Raw genomic sequence first — 22,104 nt, 5'->3', positions numbered from 1 at the left:
GTGGCGCACCGGGCCTCACCCGTACCGCATTTCACGGGGGGCGGCAAACCGTATGGCCCCCTTTGAAATGCGCATGCAATGCACTGTATTCATGCAAATTTTTCGGCATCGTGGCCGCCGGGCACCTCCCGCCGTCCGGCAGATTGTGCCTGGGCAGGCCCGTGCCGCTCCAGAATCTTGCAAGAAGCACGCCGGGATAGCACATGGCGCAAGGCGGGTCCAGGCCCGGACCGGAAATGCGTGCGAGGAGGAGTGCGGCCGCATGGGCCATGGTGCGTATGGTGCGTACGGTACGTCCCGCCAAAAAACGAAGCCGCCGGGCATACCGGCGGCTGAATCAGGGCTCATGCGGCGGGGCTTGAACGGCGGGGCAGTGCATGCCCGCAGGCCGGCGGGGCGGGCACATCGGCCGGGGCGGCCGCACTCCCACCCCCCGAATGCGGGACAGGCCGTCATATGGTGCGGACGCATCCCGCCCGGCGAACAACGGTGCGGGCAGGGACCGGGCGGCAAAAGGGCCGCCCGGCGATGCAGGGCGGCCCGATGCCGGTTCAGCATAGTCACCAGTCCAATACAGTCACCTGTTCAGTACAGTTCGGCGGGGCTCACCGGACGGGCCGGCCGGCGGACCGAGGGGCGCTTTGCGGAGGCGCCGTCACCGTCCGCCGGGCGACAGACAGCTTCGTCGTGGGGGGACAGCGGCTGTTCGCCCTCCATGAGGGTGGCCAGCGTGGTTTCCTCCAGCGAGCGTTCCAGCGCCTGCGACGCACGCACCCAGGCCGACCGGGTCAGGCACGAGGCCCGCCGGGCGCATACGTTGGCGTCGCCGGAACAGCAGACGGTGAGTTGGATGCCCCCTTCCATCAGGCGCACGATCTCGCCCAGGGTGATGTCCTCCGGCGTGCGCGCCAGCATGTGACCACCCGAGGCTCCGCGCGAACTGCGCGTCAGCCCGCCCCGTTTCAGGGTCTTGAGGATCTGCTCGATGAACTGGACCGTCACGCCGGTGTGCTGGGACAGCGCCGTGGTGGTCATGGGAGCCTCTTCGCCGTGCATGGCCAGAGCAAGAAGGATGCGCGCCGCGTATCGTGTCTTTGCTGCAAGCTTCATTGTATGGGTCCCGCGCCCGTCACTCGACATCGCGCCACACGGCACGATGAAAAAGAGTGAGCTATTACATAACTATGGGAAACTTCTTACAGAAAATATCCTCCTTTGTCAATAGGAATTAAAAAAATTGGTTTTCACTGCACATCCGGAAAATCGACTGGAACGGCAAGATGTTAGTGAGCATTAACCGGGCAGACTAAGAAAATGGGTAAATAAAAACAATCGGTTTACACAACATGCAGTACCACTCTCGACATCGCGCAGAACCACCACTCCTATAAAAGTATGCAACGGCATCACTCCGGATGCCGTCCGCCCGCCCGGAATGCCCTTCTGCCCCGCCTGCAACGCCTGGCCGGACCGTGCCGCCCCCCCCGATACCCTCTGATGACCTGGAGCGGCTTCGTGCCGCGCCGCAGCGCTTCCCGCCTTCTCCCCTTCTTGCCTGCCGCCCCCGCCAGCCGGAGCGAAAAGAGTCCCGCCTGCCGCCACGCCGCCCGCTTGCGCCCGGATTCACACATGTCGCGCCGTCGTGCGCACGGCCAACCGTGCACCCGGCGGATGGCGCCGTCAGTCATCCATAACCGTGACGAAGGCGGGCAAAACAAGAAATTATTTTCACAAACACAAAATAACCGCACGAATTCAAGCTGTTGAAAAATACCCCTTTTTTCGAGGGGTGCTTGACACCTAAATTCGGATGGGTTTAATTCATACGAAATTAATCTGATTCGAAAGAATTCAGATTAATCAAAATAAAATTGCATCAATATAAATACGGACCATACCGGAATCACCCGGTCAACAGCCCCACCGCGCCCCGGCGCGCTGCCTTCGCCCCCCCGCACAGGCACTGGAGAACGGCATGAGAATTTCCTCCACGGTGCATTACGCATCCCGGCTGCTGGTCAACCTTGCCCTGCACGGCCCGCAGGACGGGCCTCTTTCCGCCTCCGAACTGGCCGAGCACACCGGCATTTCCGTCAAGTTCATCGAAAAGATCATCCGGCAGCTGCGCACGGCGGGCATGGTCCGCAGCGTTCGCGGCGCCGCCGGTGGCCACGTGCTGACCATGAACCCCGACGACGTGACCCTGGGCGACGTGCTGCGCGTGGTCGAGGGCGGCGTGCAGCCCCCCAACTGCTGCGTGGGCGCCGACTGCGACGACGCCCCCTGCCGCTGCAAGGCCGCCTGGACCAGCGCCGCCAAGGCCCTGGAAGAAACCCTGGACCAGTTCACCCTTACCGACATCATGCACGGCGCCGAACGCCCCGACGACTGCGCCCACATGGCCGAAGGGGACAAGGACGCCCGCCCGGCGCCCTCGCCCAAGCTGAACGGCAACAAGCCGCTGAACACGCCGCGATACGGCAGAACGCCCCGTGCCCTGCGGGGCTGCAATACCCGAATCTGCTCTCACCAAAGCCAATAAGTGAAGGAGAAACCTGGCATGAAGAAACTGCTCATTCTTGGGGCAGGTGCCGGCGGCACCATGCTCGCCACCAAAATGAGGAAAAAGCTCAGCGAGCGTGAATGGGAGATCACGGTCATCGACCGCGACCTCACCCACCATTACCAGCCCGGCTGGCTGTTCATACCCTTCGGCATCGACACCCCCAAGGGTTGCGAGAAGGCCAAGAAGGACTTCATTCCCCGTGGCGTGAACTTCGTGAAGGATACCATCACCAACGTGGATCCGGAAGCGAAGGTGGTCACCTGTGAAGGCGGCAAGTACAGCTACGACTGGGTGGTCATCGCCACCGGCTGCCGCATCGCCCCCGACGAGGTGGAAGGCCTGCTGGACGACTGGCGCGGCAGCATCCACGACTTCTATACCCCCGACGGCGCCGCCGCCCTGCTGCCCAAGATCAAGAACTTCAAGAAGGGCCGCCTGGTCCACCACATCTGCGAAACCCCCATCAAGTGCCCGGTCGCGCCGCTGGAATTCGTGTACCTGGCCGACTGGTACTTCACCAAGATGGGCGTGCGCGACAACATCGAAATCGAACTGGTCACCCCGCTGACCGGCGCGTTCACCAAGCCGGTGGCCGCCAAGATCCTGGGCGAACTGTGCGACAAGAAGAACATCAAGGTCACGCCCAACTTCGTGGTGGACAGCGTTGACGCGGGCAACAAGACCATCGCCTCCGTCACCGGCGACGAGATCAACTACGACCTGCTGGTCACCATTCCCCCGAACATGGGCCAGCAGTTCCTGATCGATTCGGACATCGCCGACCCCATGGGCTTCATGGACACCGACAAGGGCACCCTGAAGTCCAAGAAGTACCCCAACATGTACGTCATCGGCGACACCACCAACGTGCCGACCTCCAAGGCCGGCTCCGTGGCCCACTACGAGGCCGACATCATCGCCGAAAACCTGATGTCCGACATCGACGGCAGCGAGCACTACCACCACTTCGACGGTCACTCCACCTGCTTCATCGTGACCGGCTACGAAAAGGCCTCGCTCATCGACTTCAGCTACGACGTGGAACCGCTGCCCGGCATGTTCCCCTTCCCCGGCGTGGGGCCCTGCGCGCTGCTGGGCGAAAGCCACATCAACTACTGGGGCAAGCTGATGTTCAAGTGGGTGTACTACAGCCTGATGCTGAAGGGTCACGAGTTGCCGTTCGAGCCGAACATGTACCTGCACGGCAAGGACACTTCCCTGATGCGGAAGAAGTAAGCCGGAGGCGCAAATGACCAACGAAGAACTCATTCTCCAGCGCCTCGAGGCCATGGAAGAGCGGATCGCCTTCCTGCACGAGCGCGCGATGGGCACCAAATACCTCATCGAGGAAGTGACGCCCATCGGCAACCACGCCTTCCGCCTGATGGTGGAAGAGTTGCAGGACGTGCACGGCAGGGTCCATCTGGACGACATCTTCGAACTGCTGCGCCGTGGCCTGCGCGGCGTGCCGAACCTGAACTACTGCCTCGACCAGCTGGAAAACCTCATCGACCTGTGGCGCACCATGCACCCGGCAGTGGCCCCCACCTGGCCCCACATCATCGAAGGGCTGGGCAAGTGGGAGCAGGACGGCGTGTTCGCCAAGCTGACCGCCCTCAAGGGCGCGGGCGGCAAGGTGCTGGACGTCAACACCCCCGAAGGCATCGAGAAGATGGGCGAGGCCCTCGCCTTCATGACCGTGCTGCTGCAAAAGCTGGCCGATCCCAACGTGCAGGCCTTCCTGGCCCGCGCGGTGGACATGCTGGCCAAGCTGGACCTGTCGCAGGCCAAGCCCGTGGGCATGTTCGGCATGGTCGGGGCCCTCGGTTCCAGGGAAGCCAAGGAAGGCCTTGGCGTGGCCATGGAAGTGCTGAAGGCCCTCGGCTCGCTGAAGGGCGACGGCTGCTGCGCCTGCGGCTGCGCCGCGCACGCCCCCGCCGAAAAGAACGACTAGCCGCATCGAACGGACCCGCCGTCGCCCCCCGGCACGGCGGGTCCTTTTTACCCCCATCTTGTGAAGGAGATGTCAATGTCCGCGACCAACATGAGTGCCACCCACCGCCGCGTGCTCGTGGTCGACAACGACCCCGCCGAGCGCGAACGCCTTGCCGGGCTGCTGACGGCGGAAGGCCATGCCGTGCGCACCGCCGCCTCCACGCCCGAGGCGCTCGAGGCCGCCGCCAGCTTCCGCCCCGACCTGATCACCCTGGAAATGGACCTGCCGAGCCCCGGCGGCACGGTGTTCTACGCCCGGCTGCGCCGCAGCCCCGCCCTGCGCGAAACCCCCGTGGTGGTGGTGAGCGGCGTGGGTCCCCGCCCGGCCCGCCTGGCGCGCCGCGTGCCCACCCACCAGAAGCCGGTGGTCCCCGCCGCCCTGCTGGACACCATCCGCAGGGCCGTTCCCGCCCAGGCGTAGCCGCGCCGCAACACGACATGACGGGCCGGCGTCCGCCGTGTCCCCACCCGGGCCCTGCCTGTTCCTGCCTGCCCCTACCTGCGCAGGTGAGCCATCCTCCTCCGGCTCGCCCTCTCCACCGAATCGATGACTCCGCTGCACCTCGATACCGGTTCACCTGCGCAATTCGGACCAAATAAGTCAAATTCATACCTGCATCGTAGGATTTACACGACCCGCGCGGAGCCCACCTAGGGCTCGCGCAGGCCCCCCCGCAGAAACAGGCACGCCACATGCTGCGGGGCTCCGTGCCTTTCGGCAGGGAGCCCCGCGCGTCGCGTGCATCGGCCACTGTTGCGGCGCAAGGCGGAGGAAACCGCCGCGCGCGGCCTGTGCCCGGCGGCCCGGCGGCCCGGGGGTTGCCGTCCCCGCCGCCGCGCCGCCTGCCGCCGGTTACTGGGCCGCACCCTCCGGCAGCGGGAAACAACGCAGCCAGCGCGCCGCGAGCTTTTCGGCCCGCGCCACGTCCTTGTCCTTCATCCTGTCGATGAGTTCGCGCCGGGCCTCACCGGCCTTGGCGAAGCCCGCCGTAACGGCCAGGTCGAACCACATGTACGCGCGCACCTCGCTGGCGGGCACGCCCGCACCGTCACGACACATGGTGCCGAGCAGGTGCATGGCCTTGCCGTTGCCCAGGGTGGCCGCGCTCAGGAACAGTTCGCGCGCGACCTTGCGCGAGGTAGCGTCGGTGGCTTCGCCATGGTAGGCAAGACCCACGTTGCAGCGGGCCTCGGCGGCCAGCAGGCGCGCCTTGCGTACGAAGTCGCGCTTGGCGGCCACCAGTTCCATGCCGTACTGCTTGTCGCGAAAGTCGGTGGGCAGGTCGTCGTACACCGGTTCGCAGTTGTAGCCGCACTTGTCGGCCTTGCGGAACAGTTCCAGCGCCTTGCCGAAGTCCTGCGCCACGCCCTTGCCGGTGGCGTGCAGCACGCCGTAGAAGTTGAGGGCCTCGTGATGTTCGGCCTGCGCGGCGCGGCCCAGCCACTGGGCGGCCTTGCCGAAGTCCTGCGCCACGCCGTTGCCTTCGTAGTACAACATGCCAAGATTGAACTGGGCGCTTGCGTCGCCCGCCTCAGCCATCGCGAACATCTCCTGAACTTGCATTGGCTTGCCCCTGTGTACTGAAAGGTTGGGAAATCCTGCCCCGGTGCTTCCGGGTGGCCCCCGCCGCCAGCGCCATCCGGCTGCGGGGACCGCGGCGGCAGCACCGCCGGGCCAGCTTGGGAAACCTCATCGCCTTGTTCCGGTATCCGGGCAGCGCGGGGGCATGGTTCCGCGTGTACCCGGGGTGATCCAGCGTCTACCTTCAGTCACCGGCACGGAGGTGCGGGTGGCAGTCCGCATGCTTCGCTAATTCCTACCGTGCTGGTATGGGTTATTTCCTACCTGCACGGTGGGATATTGTCAACAACCCTGCCACAACTTTTCTAAAAAAATATATCATATGATATCATGGCATTAAAAATACGAGCGCCGGAATTCCCCATTCCGGCGCTCGGATACCGCGCACAACATTCTTGCCGGTGACCTTATTCAACCCGGCTGGAATGTCGCATTTTGGGCTTTCACAATACGCTGAAATACATGAATCCCGCTTCGGCTGCGGACATAAATCCTACCGAAACGGGATGCGATATGTCGTTTCCCGCATAGTGATCAGGCCGCGCGCAGCGCGATTACCACATCAGGCCGCGCGCAGCGCGATTACCGCATCAGGCCGCGCGCAGCGCGTCTACGATAACCAGCCGCGAGGCCTTGATGGCGGGCAGGATGCCCCCAAGGCAGCCCATGCCGGTGCCGAACAGCAGCGACCACACGGCGATGCGCGGGCTGAGGCTGAAGCTGAACGCCAGTTCCGAGAAGGTCTGGAAATTCATGGTGGAGATGGTCACCAATTGCAGGGTGGACGCCAGCAAAAGCCCGATGGCCCCGCCGCTGCCGCCCAGCAGCAGCGACTCCATCAGGAACGCCCGCAGGATGTCCCGCCGCTGGAACCCGATGGCCCGCAGGGTGCCTATCTCGCGCACCCGGTTGGCCACGGCGGCGTGCATGGTGATCATGGCCCCGATGATGGCACCCAGCGAGAAGATGGCGGGCAGCATGGTGCCCAGCACCCCCAGGAACTTGGCCATCATTTCCGACTGCTCCTCGTAGAAGCGGGTTTCGCGCTTGCCTTCCAGTTGCAGGCGCGGGTCCGCCGCAAGGCCCGCGCGCAGGCCCGCGAGTCCGCCCCGTCCCTCGGACCCGTCCCGCTCGTTCATGCGCGCCACCACCACGGAATAGGACGAACGGCGAAACGCGGCCATCAGTTGATCCACATCGCCCCAGACTTCCGAGCTGAAGCCGGTGGCCCCGGCCTCGAAGATGCCCACCACGGTCCAGTCGCGCAGGCCGAAACGCAGGCTTTCGCCGATGCCCGTGCCGCTGAACCGCCGGGCGATGCTTTCCCCGGCGATGATCTCGGACGTGCCGAAGCGCGGCATGCGCCCTTCCTTCAACCGGACTTGCGAACGAAGTTCCAGGGAGTGGGGGCCGATGCCCCGGATGACCACGTTGGACGGCTTGGTGGTGCCGCGCTTGTTCAGGGTGATCAACACCACCAGTTCGCGCGCGGCCAGCGGGCCGCCGTCGGCGGCGCGGGCCACCTGGGGCAGGCTTTCCACCAGCGGGGCCTGGTCGCGGTCCACGGAGCTTTCCATCTCGGACTTGGCCCCCTGCCGCAGCACCACCACGTTGTCCGGCGAGCCGGTGAGCACCAGCGTGGCGCGCAACCCCTCGGACAGCATGAGCATGGCCGCGAACACGAACACCACCAGCGCCATGCCCCCCACGGTAAGGGCCGTGGTCAGGCGGCGCGCCAGCATGTTGCGCAGGCTGTACGAGAAAAGCGAGGCCATGCCGTTTCCCTATCGTCCCAACACATCCGCGATGCGCACCCGCCGTGCCCGCAACGCGGGCGCCGCGCCCGCCACAAGCCCCACCACGGCCGCCGCCGCGCCTTGCAGGGCCAGCGTTTCGCGCGACAGCAGGAACACCGGAAAGTAGTCGCCCAGCACGTGGGCGATGACCCGCGTGACCGGCACGGACAGCGCGCACCCGGCCAGCCCCCCCAGCAGCGACAGGGCCATCGCCTCGCCCGCCACCAGCAGGGCCACGTACCCGCCGCCGAAGCCCAGCGCCTTCAGGGTGGCGAATTCGCCCATGCGCTCGCGCGCGGACATGGCCATGGTGTTGGCAGCCACCGCCATGATGATCACGATGACGATGCCCGACACCAGCCGGATGGCCACGATGATGGCCTCGGTCATGGAGATGAACCCCATCTGGAAGGCCTGTTCCGTCTCGGTCAGGGTTTCGGCCAGCGAATTGCGGAACCGCGCGTCCACGTCGTTGGCCACGCGGGCGGCGTTCTCGGGCCGGTCCACGCCCACCAGATAGAAGCCCACGTGGTCGGCGCGGCCGGGATTTTCGGTCTTCATGCGCTCGTTGACGTAGGCCCAGTGGAAGAAGGCCTGCGTCTCGTCGGTGTTGGGGTAGCGCCCGGTGTAGATGGCCCGCACCGTCACGCTCCAGTCGCCGGGGTAGATGGTGCCCTTGAGGGGCACGGTGTCGCCCAGCTTCCAGCCGAAGCGCCGGGCCAGCCTGTCGCCCACGGCCATGCCCTTGCGGTCGCGCAGCAGGGCGGCCTTCTGGTCGTCGGGGATGACGTATTCCGGATACAGGTCCAGGTAGCTGCGCACGTCCACGGTGAAGTTGGCGAAAAGGTTCTTCTCGTCCACGTAGTACGCGCCGAACCAGTTGCCCCACGAAAGGTGGGTCACCCCTTCCACGGCGCGGATCTTGCCCGCGTAGGCCATGGGCAGCGGAAACACCAGCGAGATGGCGTTGCGGGTGACCAGCCGGTTGGCGGCCGAGGCGGAAACCCCCACGTACCAGGCTTCCACCGTGGTGCGCAAAAGGCCGAAGGCCATGATGGAAACGGCGATGCCCAGCACCGTCAGCGCGTTGCGCAGCGGGTGCCGGGCCAGGTTGCGCAGCACGAACCTAAGGGTGAGCATCGGCCAGTTCGCCCTTTTCCAGCAGCAGCAGGCGGCCCGCCCGTTCCGCCGCGCGCGGGTCGTGGGTGACCATGATGATGGTCTTGCCCATGGTGCGGTTCAGCCCGTCCATGAGGTCCAGGATTTCCCCGGCGGACACCCGGTCCAGGTCGCCGGTGGGCTCGTCGGCCACCAGGATGTCCGGGTCGGCCACCAGGGCGCGGGCGATGGCGGTGCGCTGCTGCTGCCCGCCGGAAAGCTGGCCGGGGTAGTGGTCCAGGCGGTCGGACAGGCCCACCATGGACAGCGCAGTGCGCGCCCGGTCGCGCCGTTCGCGCCCGGACAGGGGCGTGAGCAGCAGCGGCAGTTCCACGTTCTCCTGCGCGTTCAGCACCGGGATGAGGTTGTAGAACTGAAAGATGAATCCCACGCTGCGGCTGCGGTCCAGGGTGGTGATGTCCGTGCCGCCCACGAAGATGGATCCCGCGTCCACCCGGTCGATGCCCGCGATGAGGTTGAGCAGCGTGGATTTGCCGGAGCCGGACGGACCCATGAGCGCCAGGAATTCGCCGGGGGCCACGGCCATGTTCACGCTGGTCAGCACCGGCACCACCTGCGCGCCGCGCCGGTAGGCCTTGGACACCCCCTCGAGCCGGATGGGCGGGCTGGCCGTGCGCGGCGCGCGGGCGGGAGCAGCGCCGGGCGCGCCATCCGGGTCCAACACGACATCCGGGCCCAACACCTCATCCCCGCCCACCCCCCTATCCGGGCCGGGCGCGCCGTCCTGCGGGGCGGGACGGGGAGGAGCGGCGGAATCCTGCGCGCGGCTCATGGCTGCATCCGCACGCGGTCGCCGTCGGCCAGGTCGGCGGGCGGGTCGGCCACCACCCGTTCGCCCTCGGCCGGACCGGACAGCAGTTCCACGGCATCGCCAAGGGCCATGCCGGTGCGCACGGGGGTACGTTGCACCCTGCCCTCGCGCACCACGAACACGGCCCGTCCGCCACTCGGGTCCCCCACGGCACCCTCCCCGCGCACGGCGGTGGCGGGCACCGCCGGACGGGCGCGGCGTTCATCCTCGGAAGGCACGCGGTCCAGAAAGGCCACACGGGCGCTCATTTCCGGCAACACGCGCGGGTCCAGCGAATCGAAGGCCACCTTGACCATGACCGAGGCCTTGCTGCGGTCGGCCGTGGGCACGATGATGTGCACCCGGCCGGGAAAGCGCTCGTCCGGCAGGGCGTCCAGGGCGATTTCGCAGGGTGCGCCCGGTTTCACCCGGCCCACGCTGGATTCGCCGACGTCCGCTTCCACCAGCAGCGAGCCCATGTCGGCGATGGTCACCACGCTGGCCTTGGCGTTGGCCGCCGCGCCCAGCGGGGTGATGATGTCGCCCACGTCGGCGTTCTTGGTCAGCACCACGGCGTCGAACGGCGCGCGAATGAAGGTGTATTCCAGCTGCGTCTCGGCCTCGCGCCGGGCGGCGGTGGCGGCGGCCAGCCCGTCGCGGGCGGCGCGGGCCGAGGCGTCGGCCGTGAGGGCGCGGGTTTCGGCGGTGTCCAGGTCGGACCGGGAGATCACGTTTTCCGCCAGCAGCCTGCGCATGCGGGCGTGGTTGCGGTTGGCGTCCGTCAGTTCGGCGGCGGCGCGGTCGATGTCGGCCCGCGCGGCGCGCTCGTTGGCCAGCGCGCGATCCAGGACGGCACGGGCGTCGTCGCTTTCCAGCCGGGCCAGCACCTGCCCGGCGGTCACCCGGCTGCCCTCCTCCACCCCCAGCCATTCCAGGCGCGAGGTGATCTTGGACGCCACCGACGCCTTGCGCTGCGCGGTGACGTAGCCGCTGGAAACCAGCGTGGTCATGGACTGGGTGGGATACGTCCGGGCCACCACGGCAAGACGCACCTCGCGCTCCGCCGGAAACAGCAGCCGCGCGGCCGCCCCGGCGCAGATCACCGCCACCACGGCCAGCAGCCAGAGCCAGCGCCGCCGGGGAGAACGCCGGGGCGACTGCCAGCCGGTCTTGTCGATGGACAGCCTGCCGAGGTCGGACTGTGCGGTTCCACCCGACGCGACACCGCCGGAAACCGAGGCTTCGCCGGAAGGGGACGAAGAAATGGAGGAGGACGATGACATGTGGGCTCGCAGGCGTCACGGTTCATGGAGGGGGGCAGCCCCGGCGCAACAGCCGTCCGGCGTGCTGCGGCGGGCATCGGCACCATACCAGAACGCGCCCCGCGTGCAACCGCATAGTCCGCTTCGCGTGCGGCTGCGTTTCACCGCTTGCCGTTTTCCCCCTTCCATGGTGCACATGGCATTCCTCCATTACTGTTCCGCAGGGCATGGCGCATGCTGTTGCATGGCATGCCGCAAAAATTGGGGCGCCACTTCACGGGAGAGTTGCAGATGAAAATTTCTCTGATACTTGACCGAAAAAGGGAAAAGGGATAGCACACATGACACTCCGGTTCAGCATGCGCGCGGCATGCCGGTTCGTACGGCATCGCCCTACCCGCCCGATACGGGTAACGGACCATGCGCCACCCGGACGACACGACCAACGAACAGCACAGGTTTGCACATGCCCAGCTTCGAAGCAGACAACCTTACCCTGCACAAGATAAACGTCGCTCCCATGTTTCGCTGTACGCGCTGCCACTTCGGCCCCCCGGACACCTCGTGGGCGGGCCAGAAGAACGGCGAGCACCGCCGGGTGCTCGTCTGCCGCTCGTGCGGCGCCCGCGCCGTGGCCACCTTCCGCGTGGCGGCGGACAATTCGCGCTGGGAAATCCTGTCCGTGGAAGACATGGAATAGGAAGGCGGCGCGCCGCAGGAACGCACCCTGCCCATGGGCGCTCAGGGTTGCCAGTCCGGCGAGATCACGCCCCAGCCCGTTTCATGGCGGCGCAAGCGCACGCATTGCAGGTGGCGTACCGGCAGTGTGAGCAGTTCGTCCCGTCCTGCGTGGCCCAGCGCGCACAATACGGAACGGATCAGCCCGGCGTGGGTCACGGCCAACACCAGAGGGGCGTGGACGTGATCAGCGGCACCGTCCGCAAGGCACGGCCGCCCTGCGTCGCATCCCCCCTCCCCCTCTCCCGCGCAGTCCCGCCACATGGCGGACAGCGCCCGCAGGCCGCGCGCGGCCACGTCCGCGCAGCATTCCCCACCCGGCGGGCGAAAGGTCCAGGGTTCGCGGCCGCGCCGGGCGTAGGCGTCCGGCCGGGCTTCCCGCACCTGGGCCTGAGACAGCCCTTCCCATTCCCCCAGGTCCATTTCCGCAAGGTCGGCCAGAACGGTGACCGGAATGCCCGATGCGCCCGCAGTGCCCGGCAACCCGGCGCAGCCGCCACTGCCGCCCGCGCCGTCATCCTGCCCCAGCATGAGCCGGGCCGTCTCCCGCGCCCGCGCCAGCGGCGAGGCATAGGCCCGCGCCACGGCCAGCCCGGCCAGGCGCGGCCGCCATGCAGCGGCCTGCGCGCGGCCTTCGTCGGACAGCGGCACTTCGGTGTGGCCGATGTACCGGCGTGGGCCGTCGCCCATGTCCGTGGCCGCGTGGCGGAACAGCAGGATATCCGGCATGGTGGTCACGGGTGGTGCCCGCCACTGCCGGGTTGCCCGGCCGGACCGTGTGATGGGGGCGCGTGCGGCGCACCGGTCGCATTCATGGCGCACGGGGCGGCCTGTCCGGTCTGCTTGGTCTGCCTGGTCTGCCCGGCCCCGTCAGCCGACGGTTCCCACGCGGGCATGCCCACAGCCAGCGGATGCAGGATGTCCGCCAGCGGCCGCCCGGCCTCGCGCTCGATGCGCGTGCGCAGGGCCAGCGCCCGGCGCATCCGCCCCTCTATGGCGGCGGCAGCCTCGGCATCGTGGCGCCATTGGGCCAACTTCTCGCCGAAGCGGCTTTCCACGTCCACCACCGTGTGGCAGCGCACCAGTTTGTCCGCGAAGTAGACCAGTTCCCGCTCGGTCAGGGGCTGGCCGTCCGGCAGCGTGGTGTCCCGGTGTGCGGCGACCATGTCCGCCACGCCGGAAAAGCCCAGTTCGCGCAGCAGCGCGCCTCCGGCGGCCTCGTGGTGGGGTTGGCCCTTGGCAATGTCGTGCAGCAGGGCGGCGGCCTCGGCCAGGTCCCGGTCCAGAAGTGCGCCCGTGGCGACTGTTCCGCCAGCCACGCCGCCAGTCCGCGCAGCATTCAGGGCGTCGGCCAGGCGCACGGTCACGGCGGCCACCCCTTCGGCGTGGGCGACGCCGCCGGACGGCATGGACCGCACCGCCAGCAGGGCGCGCGCCTCCTGCGACGTTGGGACGTTGCGGACGGGCCAATCGGCGCAGGCCGCGCGGTAGTCCTCGGGCGTGTCCATGTCGCGCAGGATGAACCGGTCGGGCACGCCGACCTCTTCCAGCACGCCCGGTCCCAGCCGATGCAGCGCGCCGCGCAGCCCGCCGTCGCCGCCATCGCCCAGAATGATCGAAAAAACCGATGCGGGCAGCAACGGCGGATGCCCCCACTGCCCGCCGAACACCGGCAGCACTACCCGGCCGGGGCGCCGGGCCTCGTGTTCCAGCAGCAGGCGCACGGTCAGGGGCCGCACCAGCGCGGCATCCACCGGCAACAGCAAGGCCCTCGCTCCGCCAGTCCCATCAGTCCCGCCAGTTCTGTCAGTCCCGCCGCCACGCTGCGCCACGGCCGCCAGCCCCGCGCGTACCGAGGAGAACATGCCCCCTTCACGCCATGCCGGGTTATGCACCGTGGCCGCGCCAAGCCGGGCCGCCTCCGCCGCCACCTCGTCCGCACGATGGCCGGTGACCACCAGTACGTCGGCCACGCCCGCCTGCCGGAACATCTCCACGCAGCGGGCCAGCACCGTGGCTCCGCCCAGGTCCAGCAACGGCTTGAAGTCCGGGGTCATGCGCGACGATGCCCCGGCCGCCAGCACCACGCCGACTATGGAAACTGGGGAAACCGGGGGGACCGGGAGGGCAGCCGCGTCGGGAGAAACGGCCTGCACGGCCGCTTCGCGCCTTGATCGTTCGTCCATTTCGATTGTCGACCTGTTCACTATCGAAACCATCGACCGTTCGTTGCTTCAGATGAAATCCGCCAACACATGCACAAGGCCGGTCATGCACCATCCGCCACGCCCAGCGGCGTCACCGCCTGCATGGGCGCCACCATGCGGCGTACCCGGCTGGCGGCCCGCGCCTGCACCAGTTCCGCCACGATGCTCACGGCTATTTCCTCGGGCGTTTCCGCGCCGATGTCCAGCCCGATGGGCGAATGCACCCGTTCGATGGCCGCGCGCGGGGTGCCCGCCTCTTCCAGCCTGCGGTACACGGCGTCGCGCTTGCGGCGGCTGCCGATCATGCCCACGTAGCGGGCCGGGGTGCGCAGGGCGCTGGCCAGCACTTCGCCGTCGTTGCGGTGCCCGCGCGTGACGATGACCACATAGCAGTCCTCGTGCAGGCCCAGCCCCGCCAGCCAGTCACCGCCCGGTTCGACGCAACGCACTTCGTCCGCGCCGGGCAACCGATCGGCTCTGGCGAAATCGGGCCGGTCATCCACCGCCGTGACCCGGAACCCGGCCAGCGAGGCCATCAGCGCCACCTGCCGCCCCACGTGCCCGGCCCCGGCGATGACCACCCGCCCCGGCGAGGCCACGGGATCCGCCAGCAGGGACAGGCCGCCCGCCTCCACGCACAGCGGCCCGCTGGCCGAGGCCACGGCCTCGCACAGTCCGGCCAGCGCGCCGGGGTCCAGCGCCAGGTCGCCGCTGACGTCGGCCCCCTGCCCCTCGCCCGCCAGCAGCAGGCGGCGGCAGTCGGGCGCGGCATCGGGACGCAGCACGTTGACCAGCACGCAACGCCGCCCCTGCGTGGTCAGACGGTCCGCTTCGCGCAGCATGGACGCCAGGCGCGGGCAGGACGCGGCGCGCAGCGGTTCCACGTACAGCCGTACCCGGCCGCCGCAGATCATGTCCGATCCGGCGGCCTCGTCGGCGGACAGGTCGAAGCTGAGCAGGCGGGCCAACCCGTCGCCCAGGGCCGTGCGGCAGGCGTCCAGCACGCGCGCCTCAAGGATGCCCCCGCCCACGGTGCCCTCGAAGCCGCCCCCCGCTCCCTCGGGGCGCACGAACAGCCGCGCCCCGGCCATGCGCGGGGCGGAACCTTCCGCCGTGACGATGGTGGCCAGCACGGCCGCGCCGTCGCGCTCCAACGCGTCGGCCAGTTGTCCGAAGAACTGCGTCATGGTCGTACCCCCTTGGCAAGGGTGATGATGTCCCAGTGGTTTCCGTGGCGGCGGATGCGCCCCCGCACCGGCCCCAGCCGCCGCAGCAGGCTGCCGCAACGGCACGGTGGTGGCAGCAGGGCCGCCGCGTCGCCGGTGCGGTAGCGCAGCAGCACCATGGCCTCGGCGGCAAGGGTGGTCACCACCACCTCGCCGGTCTGGCCGTCCGGCAGCGGAGCGCCGGTGACGGGGTGGACGATCTCCACGAAGATGTCCGCCTCTCGCAGGTGAAAGCCGTGGTGGGCGGCGCATTCCACGCCGCCTCCGTAGCCCGTTTCGGTCATGCCCCAGTGGTCGAACACCTCGCAGCCGAAGGCCGCGCGCACCCTGTCCGCCGTTTCCGGCGGGGTGGCCTCCGCGCTGAGCAGGCAGGCGCGCGGGCGGGAGGCGGGAGCCTGCCCCGACAGCACTACCTCGGCCATGGCGTGGGCCTGCGTCGGCGTGGCGACAAAGACCTGTGCTCCGGATTGCGCCAGCAGGGCGGCGTGTTCCGGCCCGCTTGCCGCCGGGGGCAGCAGCACCGGATGCATGCCGGAGCGGCGCAGGCCCCGGCCCAGCAGATCGCCCACGCTGTCCGGCCGCTGGCCGGGCATGAGCACGGCCACCACGTCGCCGGGGCGGCACAGGGTGGTCATGCCCACGGCAAAGAAATCCACGGTGCGTTCGATGTCCGCGCCGGTGAAGCGCAGCCGCTTGGGCGCGCCGGTGCTGCCCGACGTGGGCAGGGTGACGATGCGGGCCACGGCGTCGTCGGCCACGCGCAGCAGGGCGTCACCATCCTCGCGCAGGTCGTCGGCCGTGGTGAAGGGCAGGCCGGGCAGTTCGTCAAGCGAACGGGGCAACGGCAGGCCCGTCAGCCGAGCGCGGTAGAATGGCGCTTCAAGGGCGCGGCGCACGGCCCCGCGCAGCAGTTCGTCCTGCCGGGCGCGCACCGTGGCCGGGGAAAGCTCGCCGGGCCGGATGAGCAGCCGCGCGGCCAGCCACGGGTCCAGCGGGGAGCGGGCCGGGGTGGCCGGGGTGGATGCCCCCTGCCCGTGCGCCACGGGCGCGGCGCACGCAGGGCACGGCGTGGACACGGCCCCGTCCGGCGATGCGGGGAATACGGGGTGCCGGGTCATGCGCCCTCCCCTGCATCCGGTTCGATTGCATCTCCCTCTCCCCCGGTCTTTCCCGTTCCGCGAGGCGCGCCGTTGCGGTGCAACGGCGCGCCGCCCGCCGAGGTCAGGTTCCAGGCGCAGAACGGCACCATGCGACCGTCCGGAGCGGCCACGTGGATGCAGCAGCCGCGCAGCCGTTCGGTGTCCAGCGTCCAGGCGTCCTGAAAGGCCATGCCGGACACGGTGAACCGCCGCCCGGCGCGGGCCAGGAAGCGTTCGAAATCGTCGCGGGGCGGCGCGGCGGGCGTGCCGTCGCCCGTGTCAGTGGCCGGAGCGGGCGCCGGACCGGGCGCCTTCCACTGGCGGCGCACGAAGGCCCGCGCCCGCTCCGCGCCCAGCGCGGCGGGGATGGGGGCCGGGGCGATGGAGCCGTTGCCGCCATTGCCGCCTGTCCCGCAGCAGGCCCCGCCCGCCGGTTCCAGCCCGCCTTCCTCGTGGGCCAGGAACGTGCCGCTGAAGGAGCACTGGGCGTGCTCGCACCCCGGCGGATGCAGGTGGGCCAGCGGTATCAGTCCGCCGGTCTGGTCGCGCACCGCGCGCATGACCTCGGGCAGGGTGATGCGCGCCGCCTCGCGCGGGGATTCCCCTACCCCGCCGTCCGCATCGTCCGGCGCGCCGAAGCCCTCGTACCGGCCGAAGAAGCTCACCGGCTGGAAATGCGCCCCGCGCACCACGGGCACCCGGGACAGGCCGAAGCGCACGATGTCGCCCAGGCAGTGGTCGTTGACCCCGCGCGCCACGGTGCACACCAGCACCACGCCCAGCCCGGCCGCAGCGCAGGCGTCCACGGCGCGCACCTTGTCCGCGTGCAGGGGCAGGCCGCGCAGCCGGGCGGTGGCCGCGTCGTCCGGCCCGTCGAATTGCAGGAACACCGAATCCAGCCCGGCGGCCGCGAGCCGGTCGGCGTAGCCCGCCTCTCGCGCCAGGCGCAGGCCGTTGGTGTTCAACTGCACGAAGGGATAGCCCAGGCCGCGCACGGCGGTGACGAGTTGCGGCAGGTCGTCGCGCATGGTCGGTTCGCCGCCGGAAAGCTGGATGTTGGCGTCGCCCGCGCGCGGGCGCAGCGCGGCCAGGCGGGAAACCAGGTCGTTCAGCGAGGGATCTTCCGCCGCGCCCGGCCCCCGCGTAGCGGCGTCCATGCCGTCGTTCCGCGTTTCCGCCGCCGCGAAGCACACCGGACAGCGCAGGTTGCAGCGCGCGGTGACTTCGACGAGCAGGGTGCAGGTGTGCTGGCCGTGGTCGGGGCACAGTCCGCAGTCGCGCGGGCAGCCCAACACCCGTTCCGTGCCGGGGCCGCGCCGGGCCGTGGGAATCTTGGGGCGCACCCAGCCGGTGAACGCGGGCTCGCCCCGCCACACCGGCGCGGAAAATTCGCCGTGTTCCGGACAGCGCTTGACCAGCAGCACCGTGTCGCCCACGGCCACCCGCTCGGCCGGGGCCAGGCCCAGGCACACCGGGCACACGCTGGCGGTGCGGGCCAGCACGCGGCCGTGCGGCGGCGCGGATGCATCGGCCCCGGCATGCCCATCGGCAAGGCAGTTGCAATCGCGCCCGGCCATGCCGCCTACTCCCCGCGCACCAGCGTGGGGTCCACGCCGTAGGCCGCCAGAACTTCGAACATCTTCGCGTGCGCCTCCAGCAGCAGGCCGTGGCACTTGCCGAAGTCGGGACGGCCGCCCCCGGTATCTCCCAGGATGGCCCCGCACGAAATGCCCCCGCTGGCGGCGGTGCGCTCGCGGAACCATTCGGCGAATTCGGTGGTCATGCCTTCCAGCGCCTCGTGGGCGTCCTCGCCGTCGTGGCCCTTGGCGGCGCACAGGCCCATGGCCATGCACCCGCCCAGCAGGATGCCGCAGGCGCCCTCGGACAGGCCGAAGCCCCGGCACAGGCCGCCCGCCGCGCGCACCGCGTCGGGCGCCTCGCGCCCCTGCACGTCCAGCAGCAGCATGACCATGATCTGGGTACAGCAGTACCCGGAGGCCCCCAGGGCCAATACCCGTCCGAACGCGTCGTCGCTCATGAAGCATCCCCCCGTGGCTCGCCCTGCCGGTGGCCGTTGCGCCGGGCCAGCAGCAGCGCATAGCCGGGCCGTCCCCCGCCACTGCCGCCGCACCCGAACAGTTCCGCCAGCCCGGCCCCGGCAAACAGCAGTCTGCCCGCCAGTTCCGCCAGCAGGCGGCTGTGGTCCTCGAACGCCAGCACCGTGAACCCGGTGCGTTGCAGCATGTCTTCCATGGCCGCGCGCGGGATGGCCCCGGCAAGGCAGGAACGGCCGGAGACCGGCGGCGCGGAGCACCGGGGCTCGCCACCGTCAGCGCAGCCGTCCGTGCCGCGCCATGCACCCGCCGGGCGGCCATCCCGCACATACAGGTCGGACCAGACCAGCACGCCGCCGGGCCGCAGCACCCGCGCCAGTTCCGCCAGCACGGCCTCCCGCCCCGGCAGCACCGAGAGCACGCATTCGCAGAACGCCCCGTCGAGGCTGGCGGTGCGCAGCGGCAGGCCAACTTCGGCATCCGCCCCCGCGTTGGCCCGTATCAGCGGCATGGCTTCATCGCGGCCGCGCGCCTCGTCCAGCAGGCTGGCGGAAAGATCCAGCCCCACCGCCGCCAGGCCACGTTCGCGCAACAGGGCCACGGTTTCGCCCGGCCCGCAGCCCACGTCCGCCACCAGCGCGCCCTGCGGCAGGCCCACCAGTGGCGCGGCCAGTTCCAGCGCGCGCCGGGTCAGGGCCAGCCCGCCGGGCCGCAGCATGGCGCCGGACACGGCGCGCAGGGCCGGGTGTTCCCACGGACCTGTTCCCGTGGCGGCGGCCCCCTCCGGCACAAGGACGTTGACGGCGGACGGCGCGCTCACTTGTCCTCCAGCAATTGTTCCACTTCCAGCATCTTGCCCAGCGCCAGGGCCTCATCCACCAGCACCAGCCCGCAGTCCGGGCAGGTCAGCAGGCGCACGTTGAAGGTGCTGCCCAGGTAGGTCAGTTCCACCGAGAGCGGGCGCGGCGTGCCGCCGCAGGCGCAGGCCCAGTTGCCCGACGCGGGCAGGTAGGCCGGTTCATGGGGCGATTCCTTCCACCCGCCGGGGGGCGGCCCCTGCGGCAGCACCATGCGGTGGGCATAGGCCTGCCGGATGGCATAGGCGGGCGCGCCGCCCGCGCCCCCACCACCGCCCGCATCCTGCGGCGCGGGCTCGTACCCCGCCCAATGGGTGACGCGCACCCGGCGCAGGCAGGCCAGGCGCATGCCGGCGTCGGCGTCGATGAAATACCGCCCGCTGCGTTCCGCTTCCGCGATCACGCCGCGCAGGTCGTCGTCGAGAATGCGCCGCCGTTCCATCACCAGCCGCATCTCCGGCGCGATGCGCAACGCCAGTTCCGGCGCGACATCAGATGAGGTTTCACCGTAGACCTCGCGCAGCAGGCGGTCGCGCAGCCGGGCGCGGTTCTCCTGCCGGGCGGTGATGTGCGGGCCGGGGGCGGCCGGGTCCGGATTGCCGCCGGGCAGCGGCGGCAGCAGCAGGTCCAGCAGGTGGCTGGCGGGGCTGCCCGCCTCGGCCAGCCGGTCGCGGCACATGGCGCAGTAGGTGACGAAGGGCAGGTCCGAGGCGTCGGCCCTGCGCTTGATGACGGTGCGGGCCAAATCCGGGTCCGCCTCGGCCATCAGGCCGCCGTAGCCGCAACATTCGGTGAGCTGACCGGTCAGGTCCGGCTCGTGCACCGCCACCCCGCGCGCGGCCAGCAGCTTGCGCACCGTGGCCCGCAGGGGTGCGTCCTCGCGCGCCGCGCAAGGGTCGTGCAGGGTGAGGGCCGCCGGGACGGGCACCTCCCGCCCGCCGGTCCCGTATTCCGCCAGCGCGGTCCACAGCATGGTCTGGGGCAGGTCGGGCAGCAGCGTGCGCAATGTGGTTCCACAGGACGGACACCCCACCACCAGCGTGGGCCGCCCCATGGCCTCCCAGCCGTGGCGCAGTTCTTCGGCGGCGGCAGCGGCCAGGTCGTCGCGCCCGGCCCACAGGGCGGGCGCGCCGCAACAGCGCAGGGCGATGCCCGTGCCGCCGGGCAGCCGGTCGGACAGCACGGCCCACGCCTGCGCCACCCTGTCCGGCGCGGACGCCGCAAGCTGGCAGCCGGGCAGGAACAGCCACGCGCAGGTCGTGGCCCCGGCCGGTGCGCGCAGCAGCGCGGCATGCGGCCCGTTGCTGAAGGCCATGTCGTCCAGCGCGAATTCGTGGGTGGAGGGCGGCATCTTGCCGTCATGCACCAGGGTGCGCCGGGCCTCGTGGCACAGCGGGGCCATGTCGAACCCGGTGGGGCACACCGTGCCGCACAGGCCGCACAGGCTGCACGAGTTGATGAACCGGTTGGCCTGATGCACGCCCTTGACGATGGCCAGGTTGTTGTAGATGCGCCGGGCGTGCTTCTTGGGGTAGTCGCCGTACTTTTCCAGATACGGGCACACCTTCACGCATTCCAGACACTGGCATTGCAGGCAGCGGGCCGCCTCTTCCCGGTACGGGGCGTCGGGCGCGGACTCGCCGCCCCCCTCCCCCACTGGCGGCAGCGCGGGCAGCGCCACGGGCGGCTCCGCCCGCACCCCGACAAGGCTGGTGAACAGCCGCGTCTCGAACGGCCCCTGCCGCTCGCGCCCGGCGGCCAGCGACACGCCGGTGAGGTGGCGGTCCATGGAGGTGGCCGCGTGGCGGCCGTCGGCGGCCTCGTCGATGCAGCGCGGCAAACCTGCCGGGCCGTCCACGGGCCAGCCGCCGCAGAACACGCCGGGCAGGTCCGGGTGGGCCAGGGTCAACGCGTCGCACTGGTCGCGGCCGGGCAGGTCCAGCGCGCGGGCGGCCGCCGGGCTCCACGCCACGAACACCGCCCCGTGCGCGGCGCGCATCTCTTCCAGCGCCGCCGCCGTGGGCGCGACCGGTGCGGCGAAGCGCACCTTGAGCCCGGCCAGCCGGTCCAGTTCCTTGTGCAACGCCTGTGACGGCAGCACGTCCGGGGGGATGGCGGCCAGGCGGCCCAAGGCGGCTGATCGGGCGTCACCATCGACATCACCGGCGACATCACCGGCGGCGTCACCATCGGCAGCACTCTCTCCCCCGTCTTCCAGCCATCCGGCCAGGGTCACCGCGTGGCCCTTCTTCGCCAGGTCCCAGGCCACGGTCAGCGCGGCCAGCCCGCCGCCCAGCACGGCGGCGCGCAGCCCCCGCCCCGGCAGGGGGCGCGGGTCGGCCGCAGGAACCGACAGCGCGGCGCAGGCCCGCTCCAGCGCCCCCACGGCAATGGTTCCACCCGCCTCCCCACGCAGGCAGGCCGCCTCGCAGGGGGCCTCGCACAGCCGGGCCAGCACCCCCGGCAGGGGCATGGTGCGTTCCAGCACCCCGCGCGCCTCGCGCCAGCGGCCTTCGGCCGCGTGCCCCAGAAAGGCGCGCGCGTCCACGTGCAGCGGGCACGCCGCCTGGCAGCGGGGCGGTTCTTCCTGTATGCAGCGCGACTCCCAGTCGCGCAGCGAGGTCTGGTCCATGCCGGGCTCCCCCTTGCGGGCTGTACGGACGGGCTGTACGGACGGGCCGCCGGGGAACATCCCACGGCCCGAGAAAATGAC

The 22,104-nt window shown here is 69.9% G+C and carries 19 protein-coding genes; 5 read left to right on the top strand and 14 right to left on the bottom strand.

The features are described from left to right. Positions 1 to 585: 585 nt before the first annotated feature. Positions 586 to 1,110 carry an RrF2 family transcriptional regulator gene (locus V6B97_RS04545; RefSeq protein WP_333505302.1) on the bottom strand — a complete coding sequence of 175 codons (525 nt, stop codon included), beginning with the start codon at positions 1,108 to 1,110 and terminating at the stop codon, positions 586 to 588. A gap of 865 nt (positions 1,111 to 1,975) precedes the next feature. Between V6B97_RS04545 and V6B97_RS04540 the strand changes: the two genes are divergently transcribed. The 4 genes from V6B97_RS04540 to V6B97_RS04525 all read left to right on the top strand — a co-directional run bounded on the left by V6B97_RS04540 (position 1,976) and on the right by V6B97_RS04525 (position 4,982). Next, positions 1,976 to 2,542: an RrF2 family transcriptional regulator gene (locus V6B97_RS04540; protein ID WP_333505301.1), complete on the top strand. Its 567-nt coding sequence runs from the start codon at positions 1,976 to 1,978 to the stop codon at positions 2,540 to 2,542. Between the two features lie 18 nt (positions 2,543 to 2,560). Next, the gene (sqr, locus tag V6B97_RS04535; protein ID WP_333505300.1) at positions 2,561 to 3,802 is read left to right on the top strand and encodes a type III sulfide quinone reductase, selenoprotein subtype; all 1,242 of its coding nucleotides are present in this window, start codon (positions 2,561 to 2,563) and stop codon (positions 3,800 to 3,802) included. Positions 3,803 to 3,815: 13 nt separating this feature from the next. Further along, positions 3,816 to 4,520 carry a DUF1641 domain-containing protein gene (locus tag V6B97_RS04530; RefSeq protein ID WP_333505299.1) on the top strand — a complete coding sequence of 235 codons (705 nt, stop codon included), beginning with the start codon at positions 3,816 to 3,818 and terminating at the stop codon, positions 4,518 to 4,520. A 75-nt stretch (positions 4,521 to 4,595) separates the two neighbouring features. Next, positions 4,596 to 4,982, top strand: a complete 387-nt coding sequence (locus V6B97_RS04525; protein WP_333505298.1) for a response regulator — start codon at positions 4,596 to 4,598, stop codon at positions 4,980 to 4,982. Positions 4,983 to 5,414: 432 nt separating this feature from the next. Here V6B97_RS04525 and V6B97_RS04520 read toward each other — a convergent pair whose 3' ends face one another. The 5 genes from V6B97_RS04520 to V6B97_RS04500 form a co-directional block, all read right to left on the bottom strand. Then, positions 5,415 to 6,101, bottom strand: a complete 687-nt coding sequence (locus V6B97_RS04520; protein ID WP_333505297.1) for a tetratricopeptide repeat protein — start codon at positions 6,099 to 6,101, stop codon at positions 5,415 to 5,417. A 632-nt stretch (positions 6,102 to 6,733) separates the two neighbouring features. Then, complete coding sequence (locus V6B97_RS04515; RefSeq protein ID WP_333505296.1) at positions 6,734 to 7,918, bottom strand: ABC transporter permease; 1,185 nt, start codon at positions 7,916 to 7,918, stop codon at positions 6,734 to 6,736. Positions 7,919 to 7,927: 9 nt separating this feature from the next. Further along, complete coding sequence (locus V6B97_RS04510) at positions 7,928 to 9,079, bottom strand: ABC transporter permease (protein ID WP_333505295.1); 1,152 nt, start codon at positions 9,077 to 9,079, stop codon at positions 7,928 to 7,930. Beyond that, a complete protein-coding gene (locus tag V6B97_RS04505; RefSeq protein ID WP_333505294.1) occupies positions 9,066 to 9,890 on the bottom strand; it encodes an ABC transporter ATP-binding protein in 825 nt (274 codons plus the stop codon). Before V6B97_RS04505 ends, V6B97_RS04510 begins: the two co-directional genes overlap by 14 nt. Then, positions 9,887 to 11,191, bottom strand: coding sequence for an efflux RND transporter periplasmic adaptor subunit (locus tag V6B97_RS04500; RefSeq protein ID WP_333505293.1), 1,305 nt, complete (start codon positions 11,189 to 11,191; stop codon positions 9,887 to 9,889). Before V6B97_RS04500 ends, V6B97_RS04505 begins: the two co-directional genes overlap by 4 nt. A 445-nt stretch (positions 11,192 to 11,636) precedes the next feature. On the opposite strand from V6B97_RS04500, the gene V6B97_RS04495 reads away from it, so the two are divergent. Then, positions 11,637 to 11,870, top strand: a complete 234-nt coding sequence (locus V6B97_RS04495; protein WP_333505292.1) for a hypothetical protein — start codon at positions 11,637 to 11,639, stop codon at positions 11,868 to 11,870. A 41-nt stretch (positions 11,871 to 11,911) separates the two neighbouring features. Here V6B97_RS04495 and V6B97_RS04490 read toward each other — a convergent pair whose 3' ends face one another. The 8 genes from V6B97_RS04490 to V6B97_RS04450 all read right to left on the bottom strand — a co-directional run bounded on the left by V6B97_RS04490 (position 11,912) and on the right by V6B97_RS04450 (position 22,023). Beyond that, positions 11,912 to 12,637 carry a histidine phosphatase family protein gene (locus V6B97_RS04490; protein WP_333505353.1) on the bottom strand — a complete coding sequence of 242 codons (726 nt, stop codon included), beginning with the start codon at positions 12,635 to 12,637 and terminating at the stop codon, positions 11,912 to 11,914. A gap of 5 nt (positions 12,638 to 12,642) precedes the next feature. Next, a complete protein-coding gene (locus V6B97_RS04485; RefSeq protein ID WP_442935463.1) occupies positions 12,643 to 14,094 on the bottom strand; it encodes a DVU_1551 family NTP transferase in 1,452 nt (483 codons plus the stop codon). Positions 14,095 to 14,177: 83 nt separating this feature from the next. Further along, a complete protein-coding gene (locus tag V6B97_RS04480) occupies positions 14,178 to 15,302 on the bottom strand; it encodes an XdhC family protein (protein ID WP_333505291.1) in 1,125 nt (374 codons plus the stop codon). Continuing rightward, entirely contained in the window at positions 15,299 to 16,459 is a 1,161-nt protein-coding gene (locus V6B97_RS04475) for a DVU_1553 family AMP-dependent CoA ligase (protein ID WP_333505290.1), read from the bottom strand. The genes V6B97_RS04480 and V6B97_RS04475 overlap by 4 nt, the downstream gene beginning before the upstream one ends. Continuing rightward, positions 16,456 to 18,057 carry a radical SAM (seleno)protein TrsS gene (gene trsS / locus V6B97_RS04470; protein ID WP_333505289.1) on the bottom strand — a complete coding sequence of 534 codons (1,602 nt, stop codon included), beginning with the start codon at positions 18,055 to 18,057 and terminating at the stop codon, positions 16,456 to 16,458. Before trsS ends, V6B97_RS04475 begins: the two co-directional genes overlap by 4 nt. A gap of 5 nt (positions 18,058 to 18,062) precedes the next feature. Further along, a complete protein-coding gene (locus V6B97_RS04465; RefSeq protein ID WP_333505288.1) occupies positions 18,063 to 18,518 on the bottom strand; it encodes a DVU_1555 family C-GCAxxG-C-C protein in 456 nt (151 codons plus the stop codon). Continuing rightward, a complete protein-coding gene (trsM, locus tag V6B97_RS04460) occupies positions 18,515 to 19,354 on the bottom strand; it encodes a DVU_1556 family methyltransferase (protein WP_333505287.1) in 840 nt (279 codons plus the stop codon). Before trsM ends, V6B97_RS04465 begins: the two co-directional genes overlap by 4 nt. Continuing rightward, a complete protein-coding gene (locus tag V6B97_RS04450; protein WP_442935462.1) occupies positions 19,351 to 22,023 on the bottom strand; it encodes a pyridine nucleotide-disulfide oxidoreductase/dicluster-binding protein in 2,673 nt (890 codons plus the stop codon). Before V6B97_RS04450 ends, trsM begins: the two co-directional genes overlap by 4 nt. Positions 22,024 to 22,104 lie beyond the last annotated feature (81 nt).

It is taken from the genome of Nitratidesulfovibrio sp. 1201_IL3209 (genome assembly GCF_036763125.1).
In the GTDB taxonomy this organism is placed as follows: Bacteria; Desulfobacterota; Desulfovibrionia; order Desulfovibrionales; family Desulfovibrionaceae; genus Cupidesulfovibrio.
The sequence above is the reverse complement of the archived record's forward strand: the minus strand, read 5'-3'. Positions and strand labels throughout refer to the sequence as shown.

Coding starts and splice junctions, on each gene's coding strand:
- V6B97_RS04545 (WP_333505302.1), bottom strand. CDS start 1,110: ATGAAGCTTGCAGCAAAGACACGATACGCGGCGCGCATCCTTCTTGCT.
- V6B97_RS04540 (WP_333505301.1), top strand. CDS start 1,976: ATGAGAATTTCCTCCACGGTGCATTACGCATCCCGGCTGCTGGTCAAC.
- sqr (WP_333505300.1), top strand. CDS start 2,561: ATGAAGAAACTGCTCATTCTTGGGGCAGGTGCCGGCGGCACCATGCTC.
- V6B97_RS04530 (WP_333505299.1), top strand. CDS start 3,816: ATGACCAACGAAGAACTCATTCTCCAGCGCCTCGAGGCCATGGAAGAG.
- V6B97_RS04525 (WP_333505298.1), top strand. CDS start 4,596: ATGTCCGCGACCAACATGAGTGCCACCCACCGCCGCGTGCTCGTGGTC.
- V6B97_RS04520 (WP_333505297.1), bottom strand. CDS start 6,101: ATGGCTGAGGCGGGCGACGCAAGCGCCCAGTTCAATCTTGGCATGTTG.
- V6B97_RS04515 (WP_333505296.1), bottom strand. CDS start 7,918: ATGGCCTCGCTTTTCTCGTACAGCCTGCGCAACATGCTGGCGCGCCGC.
- V6B97_RS04510 (WP_333505295.1), bottom strand. CDS start 9,079: ATGCTCACCCTTAGGTTCGTGCTGCGCAACCTGGCCCGGCACCCGCTG.
- V6B97_RS04505 (WP_333505294.1), bottom strand. CDS start 9,890: ATGAGCCGCGCGCAGGATTCCGCCGCTCCTCCCCGTCCCGCCCCGCAG.
- V6B97_RS04500 (WP_333505293.1), bottom strand. CDS start 11,191: ATGTCATCGTCCTCCTCCATTTCTTCGTCCCCTTCCGGCGAAGCCTCG.
- V6B97_RS04495 (WP_333505292.1), top strand. CDS start 11,637: ATGCCCAGCTTCGAAGCAGACAACCTTACCCTGCACAAGATAAACGTC.
- V6B97_RS04490 (WP_333505353.1), bottom strand. CDS start 12,637: ATGCCGGATATCCTGCTGTTCCGCCACGCGGCCACGGACATGGGCGAC.
- V6B97_RS04485 (WP_442935463.1), bottom strand. CDS start 14,094: ATGGACGAACGATCAAGGCGCGAAGCGGCCGTGCAGGCCGTTTCTCCC.
- V6B97_RS04480 (WP_333505291.1), bottom strand. CDS start 15,302: ATGACGCAGTTCTTCGGACAACTGGCCGACGCGTTGGAGCGCGACGGC.
- V6B97_RS04475 (WP_333505290.1), bottom strand. CDS start 16,459: ATGACCCGGCACCCCGTATTCCCCGCATCGCCGGACGGGGCCGTGTCC.
- trsS (WP_333505289.1), bottom strand. CDS start 18,057: ATGGCCGGGCGCGATTGCAACTGCCTTGCCGATGGGCATGCCGGGGCC.
- V6B97_RS04465 (WP_333505288.1), bottom strand. CDS start 18,518: ATGAGCGACGACGCGTTCGGACGGGTATTGGCCCTGGGGGCCTCCGGG.
- V6B97_RS04450 (WP_442935462.1), bottom strand. CDS start 22,023: ATGGACCAGACCTCGCTGCGCGACTGGGAGTCGCGCTGCATACAGGAA.